Origin of the sequence: Mucilaginibacter polytrichastri (genome assembly GCF_001911425.1) — a bacterium.
Taxonomy (GTDB): Bacteria; Bacteroidota; Bacteroidia; order Sphingobacteriales; family Sphingobacteriaceae; genus Mucilaginibacter; species Mucilaginibacter polytrichastri.
This window is the reverse complement of record NZ_MPPL01000001.1, coordinates 1,402,661-1,421,182: the sequence shown is the minus strand read 5'-3', so window position 1 is coordinate 1,421,182 and position 18,522 is coordinate 1,402,661. Positions and strand designations below refer to the sequence as shown.

Below are 18,522 nucleotides of genomic sequence, written 5' to 3'. Positions count from 1 at the left end.
AGTTCAATGGTTAATCGCAATTTTGTTTCCCAAAACTTGATATTTTTCCTACATTTGCGGTGGGTAAGTCTTTTACGACCAGCTCCTCTTGAACTCCCCCAGGGTGGGAACGCAGCAAGGGTAGAGGGTTGTAGCGGTGCGATAAAAGTAGCTTACCCACTTTTTTTTCTTTTAGGTTCATCAGTTAACATGCCCGTTAACTATAAAGCCTTATCCCTCTGTTAAGTCAATATTAAATTGACAAAAAAGCTTTCAAACAGCAATTCAAATGTTAATTTCGCGCAGGTATTTAAAGTAGTCTTACTGTTTTATTATCTAATCGAATCATAATTAACAAATTACCTAATTAATAAATCAACAAATTAAAATAATGAAGTTTTTCATTGATACCGCCAACCTGGCACAAATACAAGAAGCACATGACCTTGGTGTTTTAGATGGTGTAACCACTAACCCATCACTGATGGCTAAAGAAGGCATCAGCGGACAAGAAAATGTTATTAAACATTACCTGGCCATCTGCGATATTATTGGCGATGGCGCTGTAAGTGCCGAAGTTATTGCCACCACTTTCGACGAAATTATTGTTGAAGGCGAGGCATTAGCCAAACTACACCCTAGTATTGTGGTTAAAGTGCCCATGATTAAAGATGGTGTTAAAGCCATTAAATACTTTACAGAAAAAGGCATCAAAACCAACTGCACACTGGTATTCTCTTCAGGTCAGGCTTTGTTGGCTGCTAAAGCAGGTGCTACTTATGTATCTCCGTTTGTTGGCCGTTTGGATGATATCTCTACCGATGGTATGCAACTGATTGAAGACATCCGCTTAATTTTTGATAACTATGGTTACGAAACCCAGATCCTTGCAGCATCGGTACGTACACCAATGCACATTATTACCTGCGCTAAAATAGGCTCAGATGTAATTACTGCACCACTGTCTGCCATTACTGCTTTATTAAAGCACCCATTAACAGATAGCGGTTTGGCTACGTTTTTAGCTGACCATGCTAAGGCAGCTGCTGCAAAAGTATAAGTTGCTAAACATTGTGTTGCCTTTATTGCTTTATTAAGCAGCAATGGAAATACAACATAAACTAAAAGACACGGAGGGCTTGTTTTACATAACTCAAGGCGACCACCATGTGGCCGAAATGCGGTATAGTATGACAAGCCCTTCTATTATGGATATCTATCACACCGAAGTATCCGAAGATTTACAAGGCAAGCACATAGGCCGCCAATTGGTTGAGGCTGGCGTAAACTTCGCCCGCAAACATCACTACAAAATTCATCCATCCTGTAGTTTCGCACAAAATGTGTTTGAAATGGTGAAGGAGTTTGACGATGTACTGGCTTAAATCATACATTTGATATTAATATGCTCGATATTTTAATTATAGGCGGCGGCCCTATTGGTTTGGCTTGCGGCTTGGCTGCGCAAAAAGCAGGTTTAAGTTTTGTAATTGTAGAAAAAGGCACGCTGGTTAACTCGTTGTACAACTACCCTTCTACCATGACCTTCTTCTCCACCTCAGAGAAATTAGAAATTGGCGGCGTACCTTTTGTAACCACCCACACCAAGCCCAACCGTGCCGATGCATTAGAATATTACCGCCGTGTAGCACTATCAAACACACTCCCGCTTCATTTATTTGAAGAAGTAACTGAGGTTAAACCTATTAATAAACATTACAAGGTAACCACTAATAAAGCCGTTTATGAAGCCAAATATGTTATCGTATCAACCGGTTTTTATGACGTTGCGGTAAACCTGGATATCCCCGGCGAGCATTTGCCTAAAGTAAAACACTATTACCAAGACCCCGCATTTTTCACCCTGCAAAAGGTTATTGTAGTAGGTTCAAGCAATTCGGCCATCGATGTTGCGCTCGAAACCTACCGTAAAGGTGCCGAGGTAACCCTGGTGGTTCGCGGCAGCGAGATTAGCGACCGGGTTAAATACTGGGTAAGGCCGGATATTATTAACAGGATAAAAGAGGGCAGCATTAAAGCTTATTTCAACGCTAACTTAAAAGCCATCCGCGAAACCGAGGCTGATATAGAAACGCCCGAAGGGACGATTACCATCCCCAATGATTTTGTAATGGCCATGACCGGTTATAAACCTAATTTCATTTTCTTGAAAAACATAGGCATTGCCCTGTCAGACGATGACCGCTTTATCCCCCAATACAATAAAGATACGATGGAAACCAACTTGCCCGGCATGTATTTAGCTGGTGTTGTTTGCGGCGGTATGGATACCCATTTATGGTTTATTGAAAACTCGCGCATCCATGCAGATATGATCTTAAGCGATATAATAACCAAGCGTGAAGAAAGTAAATAACTTTTTTTTTCAAATTAAGAAAACAAGTGCTAAATTGCTAATTCTTAACCTTTATCAAACACAACCAATTTAACGCCTGCGCTGTATATTAAACATGAATACCGTTGATAATGACCCCATCGAACAGATAAAATTACTGCTGGATGAAGCCTACAAAACGCGTATCTATGACCTAAAAAAAAGCACACTACTTGCCAACAACGCTTTAATACAAAGCCGTGAAATTAATAATACTGCATTAACGGGACAGAGCCTTAACCGGTTGTCGTTGTTTTACATGATTATGGGCGAGTACACAGCCGCCATTGAATATGCCCAGGAAGCCATTAAACACTTTGAACTACTAAACGATGAGCGCGGTATTGCCGATGCCAAATACAGCATTGCAGGCGTTTATTATAAAACCGATAATTACCATCTGGGCCTCGTATATTTAATGGATTGCCTGGTTATTTACCGCAAATATCAGGACTATCATAACCAGGCCAGGGCGCAAAAATCATTAGGCACTATATACGAGTACATTGGCGATATCCGCAATGCGGTTAGGGCTTACGAAAGCTCTATAGAAGCCGCAGAAATAATTAAGGACAATAACCTCATTTCTAATGCTTATAACCCACTTTCGGGCATCTACCTGAAACAAGGCGATATCAACAAAGCAATGCAGCTCATTGAAGATGCTATCGAACTAAAAAACGAATCGGGCGATATCCGTGGGCTGGCCTTTTCTATTTACGGGCGCGGGAAGGTATACACCAAAACAGGCGAGTATCAGAAAGCCGAACGCGATTTTAAAGAAGCCATGGTTATTCATAACCGCGAAAATGATAAACTGGGTAATGCTATGGCCCTGTATAAAATGGGGGTACTGTATGTAGAGATGGGGCGAAATGATGAAGCAAAGGAAATTTTGCAAAACGCCCTTTCACTTAGCAGCGAATATAATATTACCATCATTAAGTTTAAATCAAACCACCTGCTTTACCAGGTTTATAAAAAAGAACACAATACCGAGAAATCGCTCGAATACCTGGAACTTTATTTACAGCAAAAAGAAGGCGTAATTAATACCCAAACCTTGCAAGTGATTGAAAATTATGAGTTGATCACTAAAATGGAGGCGCTTAAAAATGATGCACGGGTGCAGATGGAAAAAGCTGAGATTATGGAGAAAAAGGAACTTGCTGAGCGAACTGCTAAAATGAAACAGGAATTCCTTTCTACCATGAGCCACGAGATCCGCACACCGCTAAATGCTGTGATCACCATTACTTCGCTGCTTAGCGAACGCTCTGAACCGGGTGAAAAAGACCTGTTCGATTCGCTGAAGTTTGCCTCCAACAACCTGTTGCTTATTATTAACGACATCCTGGATTTTACTAAGCTGGATGCGGACAAAGTACAGTTAGAGTTACACCCATGCGAATTTAGCTCATTAATAAACCGCATAACGCGCACATACGATAGTATGGCCCTTGAAAAAGGCCTTAAACCGTCGGTAAAGCTCGACCGGAATATTTGGGAGAGCTATGAAATGGATGAAACCAAAATTGTACAAATTTTGGGCAACCTGATTAGTAATGCCATTAAATACACCGAAAAAGGCACAGTAAAACTGGAAGTAAAAAAACTGGATGGTGATGAATTTACAGACACCCTGCAGTTCATTATTTCGGATACCGGTTCAGGTATCCCGCCGGAATATTTTGACAAAATGTTCCAGAGTTTTTCGCAGCCAAAATCAATTACCACGCGTAAGCAGGGCGGCTCTGGCCTTGGGCTGGCTATTGTAAAAAAGTTAATAGAACTCCATGAAAGCCAGGTAGTTGTTAAAAGCGAAATGGGTAAAGGTTCGGTTTTTCATTTTAGCCTTAAACTGCGCAAATGCTTAACCACCTCCAAACCGCCTGTTAAAAATTTTTACGATCTTAATAATTGTAATATCCTATTAGCCGAAGATAATATGATTAATGCCCTGGTAGCCCGTAAGCTATTATCTAAATGGGGCATCACTGCAGAGCACGCCAAAAATGGCATCGAAGCTATAGCCATGTCGCAATCAAAAACCTACGATTTTATTTTGATGGACATACACATGCCCGAAATGAATGGATTTGATGCCACGGCGCATATCCGCAATAATGATAACCCTAATTTAAATACCCCCATATTTGCCCTCACTGCCGATATTACAGCCGAACACCAGGCCGAATACATAAACTACTTTAGCGGCTTTTTACGAAAACCCATAGAGATTGATAAACTGCATGCAGCTTTGGCTGGTGGTTAGTAATTGCAGCAACATTGCAGATGCTTATTTTAGCTTAATACTTATTAATAACAAATGAAAAAGGGCCGTTTAGAAGCATTTAGCGATGGGGTTATCGCCATTATTATCACCATTATGGTACTAGAGCTTAAAGTACCGCACAGTGCAGATCTGCACGCGCTTCTCCCCCTGATGCCTGTCTTTTTCTGCTACCTTTTAAGCTTTGTGTATGTTGGTATTTATTGGAATAACCATCACCATATGATTTACCTGGTAGACCGTATAGACGGCAAGATACTTTGGGCAAACCTTAACTTATTATTCTGGCTCTCTCTGATACCTTTTGTGACCGCCTGGATGGGCGAAAACCATTTTGCGCAATGGCCTGTATTTTTTTATGGTGGTATTTTAGCCATGAATGCGGGAGCCTATACCCTGCTTGCTTACTTACTCATTAAACGCTCTGGTAAAGATTCCATACTATCGCAAGCATTTGGGCACAACTGGAAAAGCATCACATCTGTAATTTTATATCTCGTTGGCATGGCAGTTGCTTTTTATAAACCATTGATAAGCATTGCCTTATATATAATTGTAGCTATGATATGGTTTATCCCGGATACCAGAGTAGAAAGAAAGATAACGGCTGAATAAAAATTGCAATAACTGTTAATATACTGTTATCTATTCAAGATTCATAACGCCTGCGGCATGATGTGGTTTTATTAATCCCTTATAAAATTGCCGGGCTGCGTTATTCTACACTGGTCTTTAAACCAGATAAATCACATTGCAGGCTTTTATCCCAATTACCTGTAACCGCGGCGGCATTATAAGTAGTTTGCAAAAACCCGAGGAGGCTGGCTTCCGGATCTGCAGCTTGCTGTACTACGTGATAGGGCAACAAATATTCCCCCATCTCTTTACTGTAAAAAGCGCCTTCCGGTGCTACTTTCTGCGCTCCAAAATCATTAGGCGTGGGATAGCAATAAGCATAAAATGCTGGGTTTGGGTATTGATCGCTGCCCGGCCAAAACCCGCATGAGCTTACTTCCTGAGAGTAAGCCTCCTGCATTACCGCAACCGGTATATTAGGTGCCCCACCAGGATGAAGCGGTGCCTTGCGACCAGAGAAACGGGTTACCGCCAAATCAAATGCACCCCAAAAGAAATGCACAGGGCTGCATTTACCATCAAACACGGCCCTGAATTTGGTAAACACGTTATTAATTTTCACCAGCGCCTGCCAATAGTTATGCATCACATCAGCATGGTAAGTACATGGTATATGGTTTTCTAAAAACGGGATAGCAGGCTCTACTTCGTTTGGTACAGCGTAAATCGCTGTATCTATGCCTACAGCTTTAAGGTTGTCCATCAGTTCGATATAAAAGCCGGCTATGGTTTTGGCACCTAACGAAAAAGAAGTTTTTTTACCTGCACTGGTAAAAATATGCAACTGGTGATCAATAAAATCAAGGTCGATCTGGAAACTTCCTTCGTGGTATGGTATGCTGCCCGTTGTTAAGCCTATTGGGCTAACATACAAGGTTACGTGCCACGAATGGTTAATCCATGGGGTTTGAATTAACCTGACTTTGCCTACCATCTGCGTCCACATGTGTACAGTTGCGATCGTCTCTTTCAACTGCTGGTAGTCTAATTGTGGCCAGAGATGTATTTTTTGCTCGTTCATAATAGTCATAGGTAATACTTTAGTAACGAATTAAATTGTATTTTAAGTTATGATCCCTCACTCCAGCGATAGCTCTGGTGATCTAAGCCAATCAGATCTACCACCCTGTTCACAACCGTTAAAGCCACATCTTCAATAGTTTTAGGTAAACTGTAAAACGACGGCACAGCGGGGCAAATAATACCGCCGGCCTCGGTTACGGTTTGCATGTTGCGGATATGGATGAGATTTAATGGGGTATCGCGCGCCACCAGAATCAACCGGCGGCGTTCTTTTAATATCACATCAGCAGCACGGCATATCAGATCATCTGATATACCTGCGGCTATACGGCCTAGTGTACCCATTGAGCAAGGCACTACCACCATAGTATCAAACCGGGCAGAACCCGAAGCGAAGGGCGCAAAAAAATCATTCTTCTGGTAAAAGTCGAAAGGATAATTCTTATAATCGTCGTTCTGCAATTCGTATTTCCAAACGTCTTTGGCGTTATCAGACATTACAACGGCCACCTTATCAACCTGATCTTTCAGCTTTATTAATTGATCAAATAATACTTTGGCATATATAGAACCACTGGCTCCCGTTACAGCAACAACAATCTTTTTCATGAAAAATAAACAGAATTTACAGGGACAATGTTACGGAATATAAATAAAAAAAGGGTCGAATAACTCGTACTCGACCCTACATCTACCTATGAAAAACATGCCCCTTGAGAGGGCAATACAAATGTAGAAACTAATTTTTAATTTATAAACAATTAGTTTAATTTATTTTAACCTTAAGTTCTAGGCATTTTTCTCAATCAGCGTCTGGATAATACCATCAACCATACCTACACTGGGCACATAAATATTTTTAATATCTGCCCATTTCATTACGGTTAGGTATATTTCGCAGGCAGGTATAATTACATCGGCCCTATCCGGGTTAAGGCCCAGAATATTGATCCTATCCTTTAACGAGTACGAATTGAGGTTGTTATACAAAGCTTTTAGCTTACTTAAACTCAAAGGCGAGCCTTCTTTTTCGTCAGACAGTTTGTATAATTTATTAATATTACCGCCTGTACCTATGCCAGATACATTTTTAAGCTTGCGGGTATGGTCTAAAATAAACTGCTTCATCTCGTTCCAGGTTTCATCTTTGTCCTGGTTATCAAGCATGCGGATGGTGCCAATGTTAAATGATTGTGAAGCAAATAAGCTGCCCGACGAAAACAGGGAAAGCTCGGTACTGCCACCGCCTACATCAATATACAGGTAGTTTTTCGTATTATCTATATCCTGCTCAATATGGCTGGCATAAATAATATTTGCTTCACGCTCGCCATGTACAATTTCGAGGGTAATGCCGGCTTCTTTCTTAATCCGCTTTACAATTTCCTGTCCGTTGGTAGCCTCACGCATGGCCGATGTAGCACAGGCCATATAATCATCAACCTTGTAAACATCAATCAGATTTTTAAAAGCGCTCATGGTTTTAACAAGTTCATCTGCCTTTTTGGGCGATATCAGCTGCTTTTGAAAAGCATCATCACCAAGGCGTAACGGCACCCGTATTAGCGTGTTTTTTTTAAAAGAGGCAGTAGTGCTGTGTTTGGTAACATCAGCAATTAGCAAGCGTACTGCGTTTGATCCGATGTCAATGGCGGCGTATCTCAATTTTGTATATTTTTAGCTTTCAGATAATTATAGATCTCTATTTGCGCCCGATGCAACACATCCGACTTTGTTTTGTGGTACTTATTAGTGCCGATACCATTAAGGTCTCGGGCTTTGGTATTATCCTGTAATTGTATGTCAATAATATCCCTGATCTGCTGTTTTAAAGCCTCATCATAAATAGGGAAACCAACCTCTACGCGGTTATCAATATTGCGCGTCATCAAATCGGCCGAAGTAAGGTATACCTTTTCTTTGCCCTCGTTACCAAATATCAATACCCGTGCATGCTCCAGGTACTTATCAACGATGCTGATTACCTTAATATTTTCGCTGTACCCTTTTACCTGTGGGATTAAGCAGCACATCCCCCTTACAATTAAGCTAATTTTTACACCGGCACCGCTGGCCTGGTATAATTTAGTGATCAATTGCTCGTCAGACAGGCTATTCATTTTCAGGATCATGTAAGCCGGTTTTCCCGCTTTGGCTGTCTTAATTTCCTGGTCAATCATTTTATAAATTGCCGGGCGCGAATCAACCGGCGATACAATCAGGTTTCTAAGCCCTTTGGGCAACGCACCTCTTTGCAGATCTTTAAAAACCAGGATCAGGTCGTCTGTTATTTTCTTATTACAGGTAAACAGCGTATGGTCGGCATAAATATTAGCCGTTTTTTCATTGAAGTTACCGGTAGACAGGCAGGCATAATAAGCAGGTTTGCTTTTCTCAATGCGCATAACCAGGCAGGTTTTGGCATGCACCTTATAATTCGGGATGCCATATATTACGTTCACCCCTTCTTCTTCGAGGCGGTTGCTCCAATAAATATTGTTCTGCTCATCAAAACGGGCGCGCAGTTCTATCAGGCAATTCACCTTCTTGCCATTTTTAGCCGCATTAATTAAAGCGTGGATCACGCTCGAATTTTCGGCCAGGCGATACAGGCTGATGCTGATCTCCTTTACCTTGGGGTCAATGGCGGCTTCGCGTAAAAAGTGAATGGTATAATCGAACGACTGGTAAGGTGTGCTTACCAGGTAGTCTTTCACCATAATCTGGTTAATCAAACTTTTACCGAACGACAGATCTTTTACTGGCAAAGGTTTGTAGCGCGGATACTCCAGTTGGGGTTTATTGGTATTAGGAAACTTAATAAAATCCTTAAAATTATGGTAGCGATTACCCGGTATCAGGTTTTCGCTGTGCAGGTTGAGCTTTAAGGTAAGGTTATTTACCATATCTGCAGGCATCTCGGCATCATAGAGTAAGCGCATGGGCTTACCTTTGCGGCGCTTTTGCAGGCTTTTACTCAGGGCATCTATAAACTTTTCGCTTACTTCTTTGTCCAAATCAAGTTCGGCATCACGGGTAAGCTGTATCGAGTATGCTTCGATACTGTCGTATTCAAAAATAAAGAAGATCTCATCCAAACTGTACCTGATCACATCATCCAGCAGGATGATAAAATTAAGATCATTAGTTTGCGGCAGTACCATAAAACGCGGCAAATTATCGGGGAACTCGATCAGGGCCAGCCGTGTTTTCTTTTTGGTGGTTAGCTTTACAAAAAAGTAAATGGCCCGGTCGCGCAGTTCTGGTATGGGCGAATCTTCATCCAGCATAATAGGTACCAGCGTAGGCAATATCTTATTTCTAAAATACTCATTTACCGATGCACCACGGGTAACGTTCAGTTGCTTTTCGTTCAGGATAAAGATCTTTTCGGCGGCAAGCTGCTTAATAATAATGTTCTCGTACAGGTTATTAAACTTACGTTCCTGCTTAATTACAATGCTTTTAATTTGGGTTAAAACCTTTTTGGGGTTATAACCAAGCAGGTTTTTAGCCTTCTCGTTCAAATTGGCAAGGCGGGTAAGCGTAGCTACCCTTACCCGGTAAAATTCATCCAGGTTTGATGAGAAAATAGCCAGAAAACGTATGCGGTCTATCAGCGGTACGGTAGGGTCTGCAGCTTCCTGCAAAACCCGGTCGTTAAAGTATAACCAACTAATTTCTCTGTTTACTAAAGGTATCCGTTTGTCATGGGGCATATCGAGGAGCTTCGGCAATTAGGCGCTGTATGCAAAACTGCTCATTTATTTGTTAATTTAATATTAACTTAATTTAAATAAGTAGGTTTTATTTAACGTCAAAAAACAAATAATTTTGGCCCCCGTTATTATTAAACTAGTATCATTACATTTAAATTAAATATACATTGTATGCCTTCATTTGATATTGTGAGCAAGATAGACGGACAAACCCTTGATAACGCCATTAACGTAGCAAAAAAGGACATTTTAAACCGTTACGATTTCAACGACTCTAAAAGCACCGTTGAACTGGATAAAAAAACCAACGAACTAACCATAGTTACCGAGAATGATATGCGCCTGAAAGCCATAGAAGACTCGATCATCAGCCGCATGATGAAGCAGGGACTTGACCCCAAAGCGCTTGACTTTGGCGAAGAGCAGGCAGCATCGGGCAATATGATCCGCAAGGGTATTAAAATTAAGGAAGGCCTTGATAAAGAAGCTGCTAAAAAGGTAGTAAAGAAAATTAAAGACAGCGGCCTAAAAGTACAGGCAGCCATAATGGACGACCAGGTACGCGTAACTGCCAAAAAAATTGATGACCTGCAGGCTGTAATAAGCCTTTGCCGCACCGAAGATTTTGGGCAGCCATTACAGTACATTAACATGCGTAACTAATTTGCAACCATGAAAGCTTTTTCCGTTTGGATTACTTTCATTGTAATATGCGCCTTAATCATGTCATGTAAAGAAATAAAACAAAAAGACATTCCTGGAACTTATGCATCTGATAATCGAGAAAGAAATGGGCCTCATGGCTTAGACACCCTTATAGTAACGAATGACCATAACTATTTTTATAAAAATTATTACGGCCATTTTAAAGGTACCTGGCAACTGAAGGGCTCTACAGTCAACTTTAACAACTTTGGCGACAATAATGGCATTTGGTCCGCTGGCGTAGAATATCACAATGATACCATCAGAATTATCTATGCCGACGAAGAGGGCATATACTACAATAAAATAAAGAAATAACCTTCTCACATTTTGGCATAAAAAAGGCAGCTCCCAATTAAGGGAGCTGCCTTTAAACTAAACCAACACTGTTATGAAAACAAACTTTAATTACTTTACAGCTATTTCTCTTGCCTGAAGTTTAGCTTCTTCTTTTTTGGCTACATTCAATTTCAGAATCCCATCAACATATTCGGCATCAATTTTTGAATGATCTGCACTTTCGGGCAAAGTAAATGATCTTACAAATGAATTGTAAGATCATTCTTTTTTACTGTATTTTTTACCTTCTTCAGCATTTTCTGCTTTCTTTTCGGCAGAAACACTTAAAATATTCTTATCCAGGTTAATTTTAAAGTCTTCATTGCTTAAACCAGGGGCAGCTAATTCAATTTGAAACTGATTTTCTGTTTCGGCAATGTTAACTGCAGGTGTTTTGTTAATTAAACGGTCGCTTATTTGCGAATCGTTTATTAATGATTGAAAAACGTCGTTAAAAAATGGATTAACTGCATTTCTGTGTCCGTTGTTAAATTTTACTAATGTCATTTTATGTTCCTCCAGAATTTTCTTTTATTATCTTCGTTACCTATATGTCAACTCTTATACCAACAACATTAAAGTTAGCAATGACTGACTTTTTGTCTGTATAAAACAAAGACACAAGACAAACTGACGCAACATGCCTGAAATAATAGCTGATTATAACTTTAAGACGCCCATATCTATCCGTTTCTCTGATATAGACGCCTACGGAAATGTGAGCAACACCATATATTTAACCTATTTTGAAATAGCAAGGCTAAGCTACTGGAAAGAAGTGGCCGATTGGGATTTCTCTAAAGCAGGCGTAATACTGGGCCGTTCAGAAATTAATTATTTAAAACCGATCAGCATCAACGATGCTATTTTTTGTTATGTGCGTACATCGCGCATTGGCAACAGCAGTTTCGATATGGTATACCTGCTTACCCGTCAAACAGAAGACGGCGAAGAAATTTGCACCGTAGGTAAATCGGTATGCATAAGTTATGATTACGAAAGCAATAAATCAATCCCTATCCCATCAAGAGAGCGCGAAAGTATGATTAAATATGATGAGCCGGGCTTGATTACGAATACGCATTAGATGAGAGAGGCAAGAAACAAGACTTATCAAATTTGTCATTGATGCGAGGGTTACAAAGCAATCATCGCCAATCCTATTTAATTTGCGTAGCTATGCCTAATTCATATATAAATCAATATATGCCTTCTAAAATTCAGTCATTTCTGTATTGATTGTTTTTCCATTAGATAAGTGCAAAACAATAGATTTGATAGCCGTAATCTCTGTACTGCCTTCATAATATTGGTAGAAAAATTTATTATCATGCTCACCACTCACCCCAATTGTATTAAATTTTACTGTGATGGATTTCATTTCTGACGCATTCAATACCATTGGTCCTAATTTCTCTGACTCTAAATCTACCATAGAAGATTTACTGTCGTCTAAGTATTTAGCTCTTCGAAAAGCAAATTTCACAATAGCAATGGGTCTTTTACCTATATTTTCGACTATTAAGTTAAGTTGGAGTCCAAGATATGTGATTACACCCGCCGTAGAATTCATTAAAAAATTTTTGCTTACTGCATTTGCATTAACCCTTACATCATAATCTGGAATAATATTTTTCCTGTCATAGTACATCAGTTCAAGATCATTCTTATTTGCTATAGCTGTTGTAGTACCCTTTCTTACAAAAATTCTTTGTAGATGGTCTGTTATTTTATCTTGCTTAAATCGTTTATAGTTTTTTATTACATGAGGTTTATACAAAGAAGGAGGGATATGTATAACGCTTAATTTATGATCTTCAAACATAATGTCATAAACATTTACTGTATAAACGGATTCAACATGCCTGGCGATAATCCCCATGATTTCTGATTCATCTTTTAAATTAGAGTCTTTAACATATGAATCCGTAAAATTTTGGCTTTTAGTGTCATACCCAATAATAATATATCCGTCAAGGCCGAATGTATTTGCAATTGCTGAAGTATCTTTTAAAAATTCATGGATTTGTGATTCTTGTTTTAAATCATACCATTTAGCCTTACAGTCAATTTTAGGATTTTCAGCCTCAGATCCTGCCAATGATTTTAAGATAGTATTTTTCACCTCTAATTCTATCGTTTTAATATCCATACACTTCTATGTTAAATAATATCTACTCAAATATCTTCGCCGGGTTCAAGATCCCATTAGGGTCAAAAACTTGTTTTATCCCGCGCCATAGCACAAAATGCACATCGGTATACTTAATAGACATATAATCCTTTTGTACCAGGCCGATACCATGCTCGCCGGAAAGCGTGCCGCCTAGCCCAACAGTAAGTTCAAAAACTTCGCGGATGCCATCTTTAAGTTTAGTGTTCCAGTCGGTATCGCTCATATCGCCTTTAATTATATTAACATGCAGGTTGCCATCTCCGGCGTGGCCATAACATACCGACTCGAAACCATAACGGGTACCTATTTCTTTAATACCTTTTATAAGTTGAGGCAATGCCGCACGCGGCACCACGGTATCTTCTTCTTTATAGACAGAGTTTGATTTTACAGAAACGGGCATTGTTCGCCTGATGCGCCACAGTTCTTCTTTTTGGGCATTAGTATCAGCAAAAAGCACATCCTTACAATTAAAAGCTTCGAGCACGGTATTAATCTGTTCGCAATTTTCTAAAATTACATCCTGGTTATTACCATCGACTTCGATAAGCAAAAATGCCTGGATATTATCTTTGAGATCAAAAGCAAGGCCGTCATATTTAATTACCCACTCTATCCCTTTGCGTTCCATAAACTCCAGGGTTGATGGAATTACGCCCGCCCTAAATATGGCCGAAACAGCACCACATGCAGCTTCATTAGTTTCAAAAGACGCCAGCAGCAGCGCATTATATTTAGGCTGAGGAATAAGCTTCACCACAATAGCCGTAACAATACCCAGCGTACCTTCCGAGCCTATCATCAATTGGGTAAGGTTATAGCCCGATGCATATTTAAGTGTATTGGCACCGGTCCAGATAATATCACCCGATGTTAATACCACCTGCAAATTCAACACATACTCGCGAATGGTACCATACTTAACCACCCTGGGCCCGCCCGACCCATGCGATACATTGCCGCCAATAAAGCAACTCCCCTTACTGGCCGGGTCAACCGGGTAAAGCAAGCCCTTTTCGGCAACTGCATCCATCAAAACTTCGGTAATTACACCAGGTTCTACAGTGGCCTGCAGGTTTTCTTCATCTATTTGAGTGATTTTATTAAACCGTTCCATGGCAATTACCAGTCCCTGCTTAACAGGTAATGCACCACCGCTTAGCCCCGTACCTGCGCCGCGTGGCGTAACCGGGATGTGGTTTGCATTGCATAGCTTTAACAAAGCAGCAACCTCTTCGGCCATTTGTGGCCTGGCTACTACCTGTGGGTAGTAAACCAGGTCTTCGGTTTCGTCGTGGCTATATTTTTCCAGATCTTCTGCAGCGGTTAAAATATACGCGTCGCCAACTATAGTTTTAAATTGCTGTAGCAATTGGGGCGTGATGGTCTGGTAATCCATATCGGTTACTTATGATAAGTAATGGTAACAGATGAAGCCTCTACTTGGCCTCTTAAAGGCGGGTTCAATTTTTTCAACCTCACCTTTATGGTTTCCACAAAATCATAGTCGGCTTTAATACGGTCTACCATAGCCTGCACTACGGTTTCCAGCAGTTGGCGGTTAATTTTCATTTCTTCGCAGGCAATGAGGTATAACTGCTCATAATTAAGCGTATTAGACAGCTTATCATCATTAAAATTACCAGCCGGATTAAAGGCTACCTCAATATCAACTATAAATTGGTTACCCAATTGCTGCTCTTGCGGATAATAACCATGCCTGGCAAAAAACTCGGCACCGTGTAATGCAACTTCTATCATTTTCAAAAGTAAATTAATGCATACAATATACCCATATGAATGTATGCTTTGATTAGATTTGTTAAACTGATATCCTAAAATTATGCCAAGAACCGACTTATTTGAATCGCCGGACTACTACCTGCTTGATGAGCTTTTAAGCGACGAACATAAACTTATTCGACAATCGGTGCGCGATTGGGTAAAAAAAGAACTCAGCCCCATTATTGACACCCATGCGCAAAATGCCACCTTCCCTAAACAATTATTAAAAGGGCTGGCCGAGATCGGTGCTTTTGGCCCAACCATACCCGAGGAATATGGCGGTGCCGGGCTCGATTATACAGCCTATGGCATTATTATGCAGGAACTGGAACGCGGCGATTCAGGCATCCGCTCCACAGCATCGGTACAGGGCTCGTTGGTAATGTACCCGATATATGCTTATGGGTCTGAAGAGCAGAAACATAAATACCTGCCCAAACTGGCATCGGGCGAGTTGATGGGGTGTTTCGGATTAACCGAACCCGACCATGGCTCTAATCCCGGCGGTATGGTTACTAATATTAAAGATACGGGCGACCATTACCTATTAAATGGCGCTAAAATGTGGATCTCTAATGCCCCATTTGCAGATATTGCCGTGGTTTGGGCAAAAGACGAAAGCGGTAAAATTCGCGGGCTGATCGCCGAGCGTGGCATGAAAGGTTTTACAACGCCCGAAACGCACAATAAATGGTCGTTACGCGCATCTGCCACCGGCGAACTGGTGTTTGATAACGTTAAAATACCGAAAGAAAATATATTGCCTAATGTAGCCGGACTAAAAGGACCATTAGGATGCCTAAACCAAGCCCGTTACGGCATTGCATGGGGCGCTATTGGCGCTGCTATGGATTGTTATGATACTGCCCTACGCTATGCCAAAGAGCGTGTACAATTTGGCAAGCCGATAGCAGGCTTTCAGCTGCAGCAAAAAAAGCTGGCCGAAATGATCACCGAGATCACCAAGGCACAATTACTGGCCTGGCGACTGGGTACCTTAAAAAGTGAGAACCGGGCTACAGCGGCACAAATATCGATGTCCAAGCGCAACAACGTAGATATGGCGCTGCACATTGCCCGCGAGGCCCGACAGATACTGGGCGGCATGGGCATCACCGGCGAATATTCGATTATGCGCCACATGATGAACCTCGAATCTGTAATTACCTATGAAGGCACACATGATATCCATTTATTGATTACTGGCATGGATATAACAGGCTTAGATGCTTTTAAGTAAATATTTGTTAAATTAATATTACTAACTTAAAATGCCGAATATTATATTTACAGAGTAACCTTAATCCATACATTGGTTTATACCAAAATATACAATAGCTTAATTATTAAGCACAGCCGCCAAGTGTTGCTGTGCTTTGTTGCTTTATTCTTTTTTGCATCCTGTAACCAGCAAGGTAAAAAATCTGTTAATTATTCGGCAGCTTTTAAACCAATCTCCGACACTGTTAATAGATTAAGCGATAAAGACCCGGCATGGGGAGTAAAATACCTTGACTCGGCCTATGCTAAAATTGCGCACCCTTCTTTTTATGACAATTTCAGGCGCTTAGCGTACCATTTTGTGCTGGTGGGTAAATACCAGAACAATTATAAAAAAGCGCTGGTTTACGCCGATAGCATGCTGGCAGTGGTTAATCAAAACGGGGGGCAGCAAAAATACCCTTCACTTTATGCAGAGGCTAATTTTGCCAAGGGCGATGCTTATTTCGAGCTGCATAATTATGCAGAGGCCTACGAATGTTATTTTACCGGCCACCATATAGGCAAAAGCTACCTTGATAATGTTGTATTATCAAGCTATGAATATCGCTTGGGGATGATAACCTACCAGCAAGCGCATTATAATTTATCAATTAATTACTTTAAAGAAAGTTTCAGCAAAACACTGCCTCACGATGCCGATTTCGTATTATTTTATCGTAATCAGGAAGTACTCGACAATATAGCACTGGCTTATAAACATATTAATAAGCCGGATAGCGCCTTAATTTATTTTCAGAAAGGGGTTGACTACATTAACCAAAAAGGCCCGGGCTTTAAACTCAAAACACACTTGCTGGATGTTGCCCTCGCTGTTATATATGGCAACCAGGCCGATATTTATATTAAACGCCACCAATATGATACAGCAAAGCATTTACTTACAGCAAGCATTGCCATTAACCTGAAAAAGGGCAATGACAATGCCGATGCCTTGCTATCAGAAATTAAACTGGCCAAAATATACGCCGATGAAAAGCAAGAGCAGCCAATGATAAGTTTGTTAGATAGCGTACATAAGCAACTATCGGTTATTTCTAATAAAAATGCAGAGTCTGACTGGTACCGGTTAATGAGCGATTATTACGCAAGCAAAAACCAACCGGTTATAGCCTTAAATTATAACAGGCGCTATAATGTGCTAAAGGATTCGCTGCTTGAAAGCACCCGTTTACTTAAAGAAACCAATGTAAACGACCAGCTGGAAAACTATGAAAAAGAGTACGAAATTACCAGCCTTACCAACAATAACAAAATGCAACGTGCCTACTTAATTGTAGCCGCAATTTTTGTAATAATGGCCCTGGTTATTATTTTGTTAATTTACAGAAACTGGAAGCGATCTAAAAATGAATTATTTACCGTTAATACTTTAAATGAGCAGGTAAACCAACAAAAGATAAATCTCGAAAAAACGCTGGAAAAACTAAATGACAGCAGCCGGGAAAAAGACCGAATTTTGCACACCGTTGCACATGACTTGCGTAACCCGCTGGGAGGTATCTCCTCATTAACCAATGCCATGGTAACCGACAATGATTTTAACGAGGAACAAACGCAATACATCAATATAATTAAAGACACTGCCGACAATTCGCTGGAGTTAATCAACGAAATATTTGAAGCTACCGATAGCACCATCGGCGAATCGAAAATGCAACTGGTAGATATTAATACGCTATTAAATAACAGTATAGAACTATTACGTTTTAAAGCCGCCGAAAAGAACCAGAAAATAGAGCTTACCACACTGGATTCGCCCGAAATGCTGCTTATAAGCAGGGAGAAAATTTGGCGCGTAGTTAGTAACCTGATTATTAACGCTATTAAATTTAGCCCGGTGGGCGGTACCATACAGGTTAAAGCACTGCGCAATGCACATACTTTATGCATTGCCATTACAGACCATGGCATTGGCATACCCGAGGAAAACAAGACTAAAGTATTTAACATGTTTACCGAGGCCAAAAGACCAGGTACCATGGGCGAGAAATCTTTTGGATTAGGCCTCTCTATTTGCAAGCAGATTATAGAGAAGCACCATGGTAAAATATGGTTTGATAGCAGTGAGAATGGAACTACTTTTTATGTGGAACTGAACAGAGCTCCTTTGTCATCCTGAGTATAACGAAGGATCTGCTTCGATATAAGAAATTCTTTCTGATGTTTTGAATGACAATAATGAATACAA

Annotated in this window: 17 protein-coding genes, 1 other RNA gene and 1 pseudogene; 11 read left to right on the top strand and 8 right to left on the bottom strand. The window is 40.5% G+C overall.

Annotated elements, in window-relative coordinates; all coding sequences use genetic code 11:
* Nucleotides 1–61: 61 nt before the first annotated feature.
* From ffs to RG47T_RS06245, 6 genes are all read left to right on the top strand, one after another.
* Nucleotides 62–155: signal recognition particle sRNA small type (gene ffs / locus RG47T_RS06270), an RNA gene on the top strand.
* 215 nt (nucleotides 156–370) lie between these two features.
* Nucleotides 371–1,039, top strand: a complete 669-nt coding sequence (fsa, locus tag RG47T_RS06265; RefSeq protein WP_074488631.1) for a fructose-6-phosphate aldolase — start codon at nucleotides 371–373, stop codon at nucleotides 1,037–1,039.
* A gap of 43 nt (nucleotides 1,040–1,082) precedes the next feature.
* The gene (locus RG47T_RS06260) at nucleotides 1,083–1,364 is read left to right on the top strand and encodes a GNAT family N-acetyltransferase (RefSeq protein ID WP_074488630.1); all 282 of its coding nucleotides are present in this window, start codon (nucleotides 1,083–1,085) and stop codon (nucleotides 1,362–1,364) included.
* A gap of 20 nt (nucleotides 1,365–1,384) precedes the next feature.
* Nucleotides 1,385–2,356 carry a YpdA family putative bacillithiol disulfide reductase gene (locus RG47T_RS06255; RefSeq protein ID WP_074488629.1) on the top strand — a complete coding sequence of 324 codons (972 nt, stop codon included), beginning with the start codon at nucleotides 1,385–1,387 and terminating at the stop codon, nucleotides 2,354–2,356.
* A 94-nt stretch (nucleotides 2,357–2,450) separates the two neighbouring features.
* Entirely contained in the window at nucleotides 2,451–4,649 is a 2,199-nt protein-coding gene (locus RG47T_RS06250; RefSeq protein WP_074488628.1) for an ATP-binding protein, read from the top strand.
* Nucleotides 4,650–4,703: 54 nt separating this feature from the next.
* Nucleotides 4,704–5,282, top strand: coding sequence for a TMEM175 family protein (locus RG47T_RS06245; RefSeq protein WP_074488627.1), 579 nt, complete (start codon nucleotides 4,704–4,706; stop codon nucleotides 5,280–5,282).
* Between the two features lie 100 nt (nucleotides 5,283–5,382).
* Here RG47T_RS06245 and RG47T_RS06240 read toward each other — a convergent pair whose 3' ends face one another.
* From RG47T_RS06240 to ppk1, 4 genes are all read right to left on the bottom strand, one after another.
* The gene (locus RG47T_RS06240; RefSeq protein ID WP_074493177.1) at nucleotides 5,383–6,324 is read right to left on the bottom strand and encodes a DUF5996 family protein; all 942 of its coding nucleotides are present in this window, start codon (nucleotides 6,322–6,324) and stop codon (nucleotides 5,383–5,385) included.
* A 47-nt stretch (nucleotides 6,325–6,371) separates the two neighbouring features.
* Complete coding sequence (locus RG47T_RS06235) at nucleotides 6,372–6,935, bottom strand: UbiX family flavin prenyltransferase (RefSeq protein ID WP_074488626.1); 564 nt, start codon at nucleotides 6,933–6,935, stop codon at nucleotides 6,372–6,374.
* A 180-nt stretch (nucleotides 6,936–7,115) separates the two neighbouring features.
* Nucleotides 7,116–7,991, bottom strand: a complete 876-nt coding sequence (locus tag RG47T_RS06230) for a Ppx/GppA phosphatase family protein (protein ID WP_074488625.1) — start codon at nucleotides 7,989–7,991, stop codon at nucleotides 7,116–7,118.
* Nucleotides 7,988–10,045, bottom strand: a complete 2,058-nt coding sequence (ppk1, locus tag RG47T_RS06225) for a polyphosphate kinase 1 (RefSeq protein WP_074488624.1) — start codon at nucleotides 10,043–10,045, stop codon at nucleotides 7,988–7,990. Before ppk1 ends, RG47T_RS06230 begins: the two co-directional genes overlap by 4 nt.
* A gap of 171 nt (nucleotides 10,046–10,216) precedes the next feature.
* Here ppk1 and RG47T_RS06220 point away from each other — a divergent pair, with 171 nt between their 5' ends.
* Complete coding sequence (locus tag RG47T_RS06220; protein ID WP_074488623.1) at nucleotides 10,217–10,708, top strand: YajQ family cyclic di-GMP-binding protein; 492 nt, start codon at nucleotides 10,217–10,219, stop codon at nucleotides 10,706–10,708.
* Between the two features lie 9 nt (nucleotides 10,709–10,717).
* Entirely contained in the window at nucleotides 10,718–11,068 is a 351-nt protein-coding gene (locus tag RG47T_RS06215; protein WP_074488622.1) for a hypothetical protein, read from the top strand.
* A 90-nt stretch (nucleotides 11,069–11,158) separates the two neighbouring features.
* Here RG47T_RS06215 and RG47T_RS06210 read toward each other — a convergent pair.
* Nucleotides 11,159–11,596 (bottom strand): annotated as a pseudogene (locus RG47T_RS06210) (Hsp20/alpha crystallin family protein).
* Nucleotides 11,597–11,729: 133 nt separating this feature from the next.
* Between RG47T_RS06210 and RG47T_RS06205 the strand changes: the two are divergent.
* Entirely contained in the window at nucleotides 11,730–12,176 is a 447-nt protein-coding gene (locus tag RG47T_RS06205; protein WP_074488621.1) for an acyl-CoA thioesterase, read from the top strand.
* Between the two features lie 126 nt (nucleotides 12,177–12,302).
* Here the strand turns inward: RG47T_RS06205 and RG47T_RS06200 are convergent, their stop codons facing one another.
* From RG47T_RS06200 to folB, 3 genes are read right to left on the bottom strand one after another with little or no spacing between them, the layout of a single operon-like run.
* Nucleotides 12,303–13,241: an AlbA family DNA-binding domain-containing protein gene (locus RG47T_RS06200; RefSeq protein ID WP_074488620.1), complete on the bottom strand. Its 939-nt coding sequence runs from the start codon at nucleotides 13,239–13,241 to the stop codon at nucleotides 12,303–12,305.
* Between the two features lie 22 nt (nucleotides 13,242–13,263).
* Nucleotides 13,264–14,664: an FAD-binding oxidoreductase gene (locus tag RG47T_RS06195; protein WP_074488619.1), complete on the bottom strand. Its 1,401-nt coding sequence runs from the start codon at nucleotides 14,662–14,664 to the stop codon at nucleotides 13,264–13,266.
* 5 nt (nucleotides 14,665–14,669) lie between these two features.
* Nucleotides 14,670–15,026: a dihydroneopterin aldolase gene (gene folB / locus RG47T_RS06190; RefSeq protein ID WP_074488618.1), complete on the bottom strand. Its 357-nt coding sequence runs from the start codon at nucleotides 15,024–15,026 to the stop codon at nucleotides 14,670–14,672.
* Nucleotides 15,027–15,108: 82 nt separating this feature from the next.
* Here folB and RG47T_RS06185 point away from each other — a divergent pair, with 82 nt between their 5' ends.
* Nucleotides 15,109–16,290: an acyl-CoA dehydrogenase family protein gene (locus RG47T_RS06185; RefSeq protein ID WP_074488617.1), complete on the top strand. Its 1,182-nt coding sequence runs from the start codon at nucleotides 15,109–15,111 to the stop codon at nucleotides 16,288–16,290.
* A gap of 72 nt (nucleotides 16,291–16,362) precedes the next feature.
* Nucleotides 16,363–18,453, top strand: coding sequence for a tetratricopeptide repeat-containing sensor histidine kinase (locus RG47T_RS06180; protein WP_074488616.1), 2,091 nt, complete (start codon nucleotides 16,363–16,365; stop codon nucleotides 18,451–18,453).
* The last annotated feature ends 69 nt before the right edge of the window (nucleotides 18,454–18,522 follow it).

What these genes read in the sequence shown, in the direction of transcription:
- RG47T_RS06220 (WP_074488623.1), top strand. Translation starts at nt 10,217, where the DNA reads ATGCCTTCATTTGATATTGTGAGCAAGATAGACGGACAAACCCTTGAT.
- RG47T_RS06250 (WP_074488628.1), top strand. Translation starts at nt 2,451, where the DNA reads ATGAATACCGTTGATAATGACCCCATCGAACAGATAAAATTACTGCTG.
- fsa (WP_074488631.1), top strand. Translation starts at nt 371, where the DNA reads ATGAAGTTTTTCATTGATACCGCCAACCTGGCACAAATACAAGAAGCA.
- RG47T_RS06255 (WP_074488629.1), top strand. Translation starts at nt 1,385, where the DNA reads ATGCTCGATATTTTAATTATAGGCGGCGGCCCTATTGGTTTGGCTTGC.
- RG47T_RS06240 (WP_074493177.1), bottom strand. Translation starts at nt 6,324, where the DNA reads ATGAACGAGCAAAAAATACATCTCTGGCCACAATTAGACTACCAGCAG.
- RG47T_RS06200 (WP_074488620.1), bottom strand. Translation starts at nt 13,241, where the DNA reads ATGGATATTAAAACGATAGAATTAGAGGTGAAAAATACTATCTTAAAA.
- RG47T_RS06245 (WP_074488627.1), top strand. Translation starts at nt 4,704, where the DNA reads ATGAAAAAGGGCCGTTTAGAAGCATTTAGCGATGGGGTTATCGCCATT.
- RG47T_RS06205 (WP_074488621.1), top strand. Translation starts at nt 11,730, where the DNA reads ATGCCTGAAATAATAGCTGATTATAACTTTAAGACGCCCATATCTATC.
- RG47T_RS06260 (WP_074488630.1), top strand. Translation starts at nt 1,083, where the DNA reads ATGGAAATACAACATAAACTAAAAGACACGGAGGGCTTGTTTTACATA.
- RG47T_RS06195 (WP_074488619.1), bottom strand. Translation starts at nt 14,664, where the DNA reads ATGGATTACCAGACCATCACGCCCCAATTGCTACAGCAATTTAAAACT.
- RG47T_RS06235 (WP_074488626.1), bottom strand. Translation starts at nt 6,935, where the DNA reads ATGAAAAAGATTGTTGTTGCTGTAACGGGAGCCAGTGGTTCTATATAT.
- RG47T_RS06215 (WP_074488622.1), top strand. Translation starts at nt 10,718, where the DNA reads ATGAAAGCTTTTTCCGTTTGGATTACTTTCATTGTAATATGCGCCTTA.
- ppk1 (WP_074488624.1), bottom strand. Translation starts at nt 10,045, where the DNA reads ATGCCCCATGACAAACGGATACCTTTAGTAAACAGAGAAATTAGTTGG.
- folB (WP_074488618.1), bottom strand. Translation starts at nt 15,026, where the DNA reads ATGATAGAAGTTGCATTACACGGTGCCGAGTTTTTTGCCAGGCATGGT.
- RG47T_RS06185 (WP_074488617.1), top strand. Translation starts at nt 15,109, where the DNA reads ATGCCAAGAACCGACTTATTTGAATCGCCGGACTACTACCTGCTTGAT.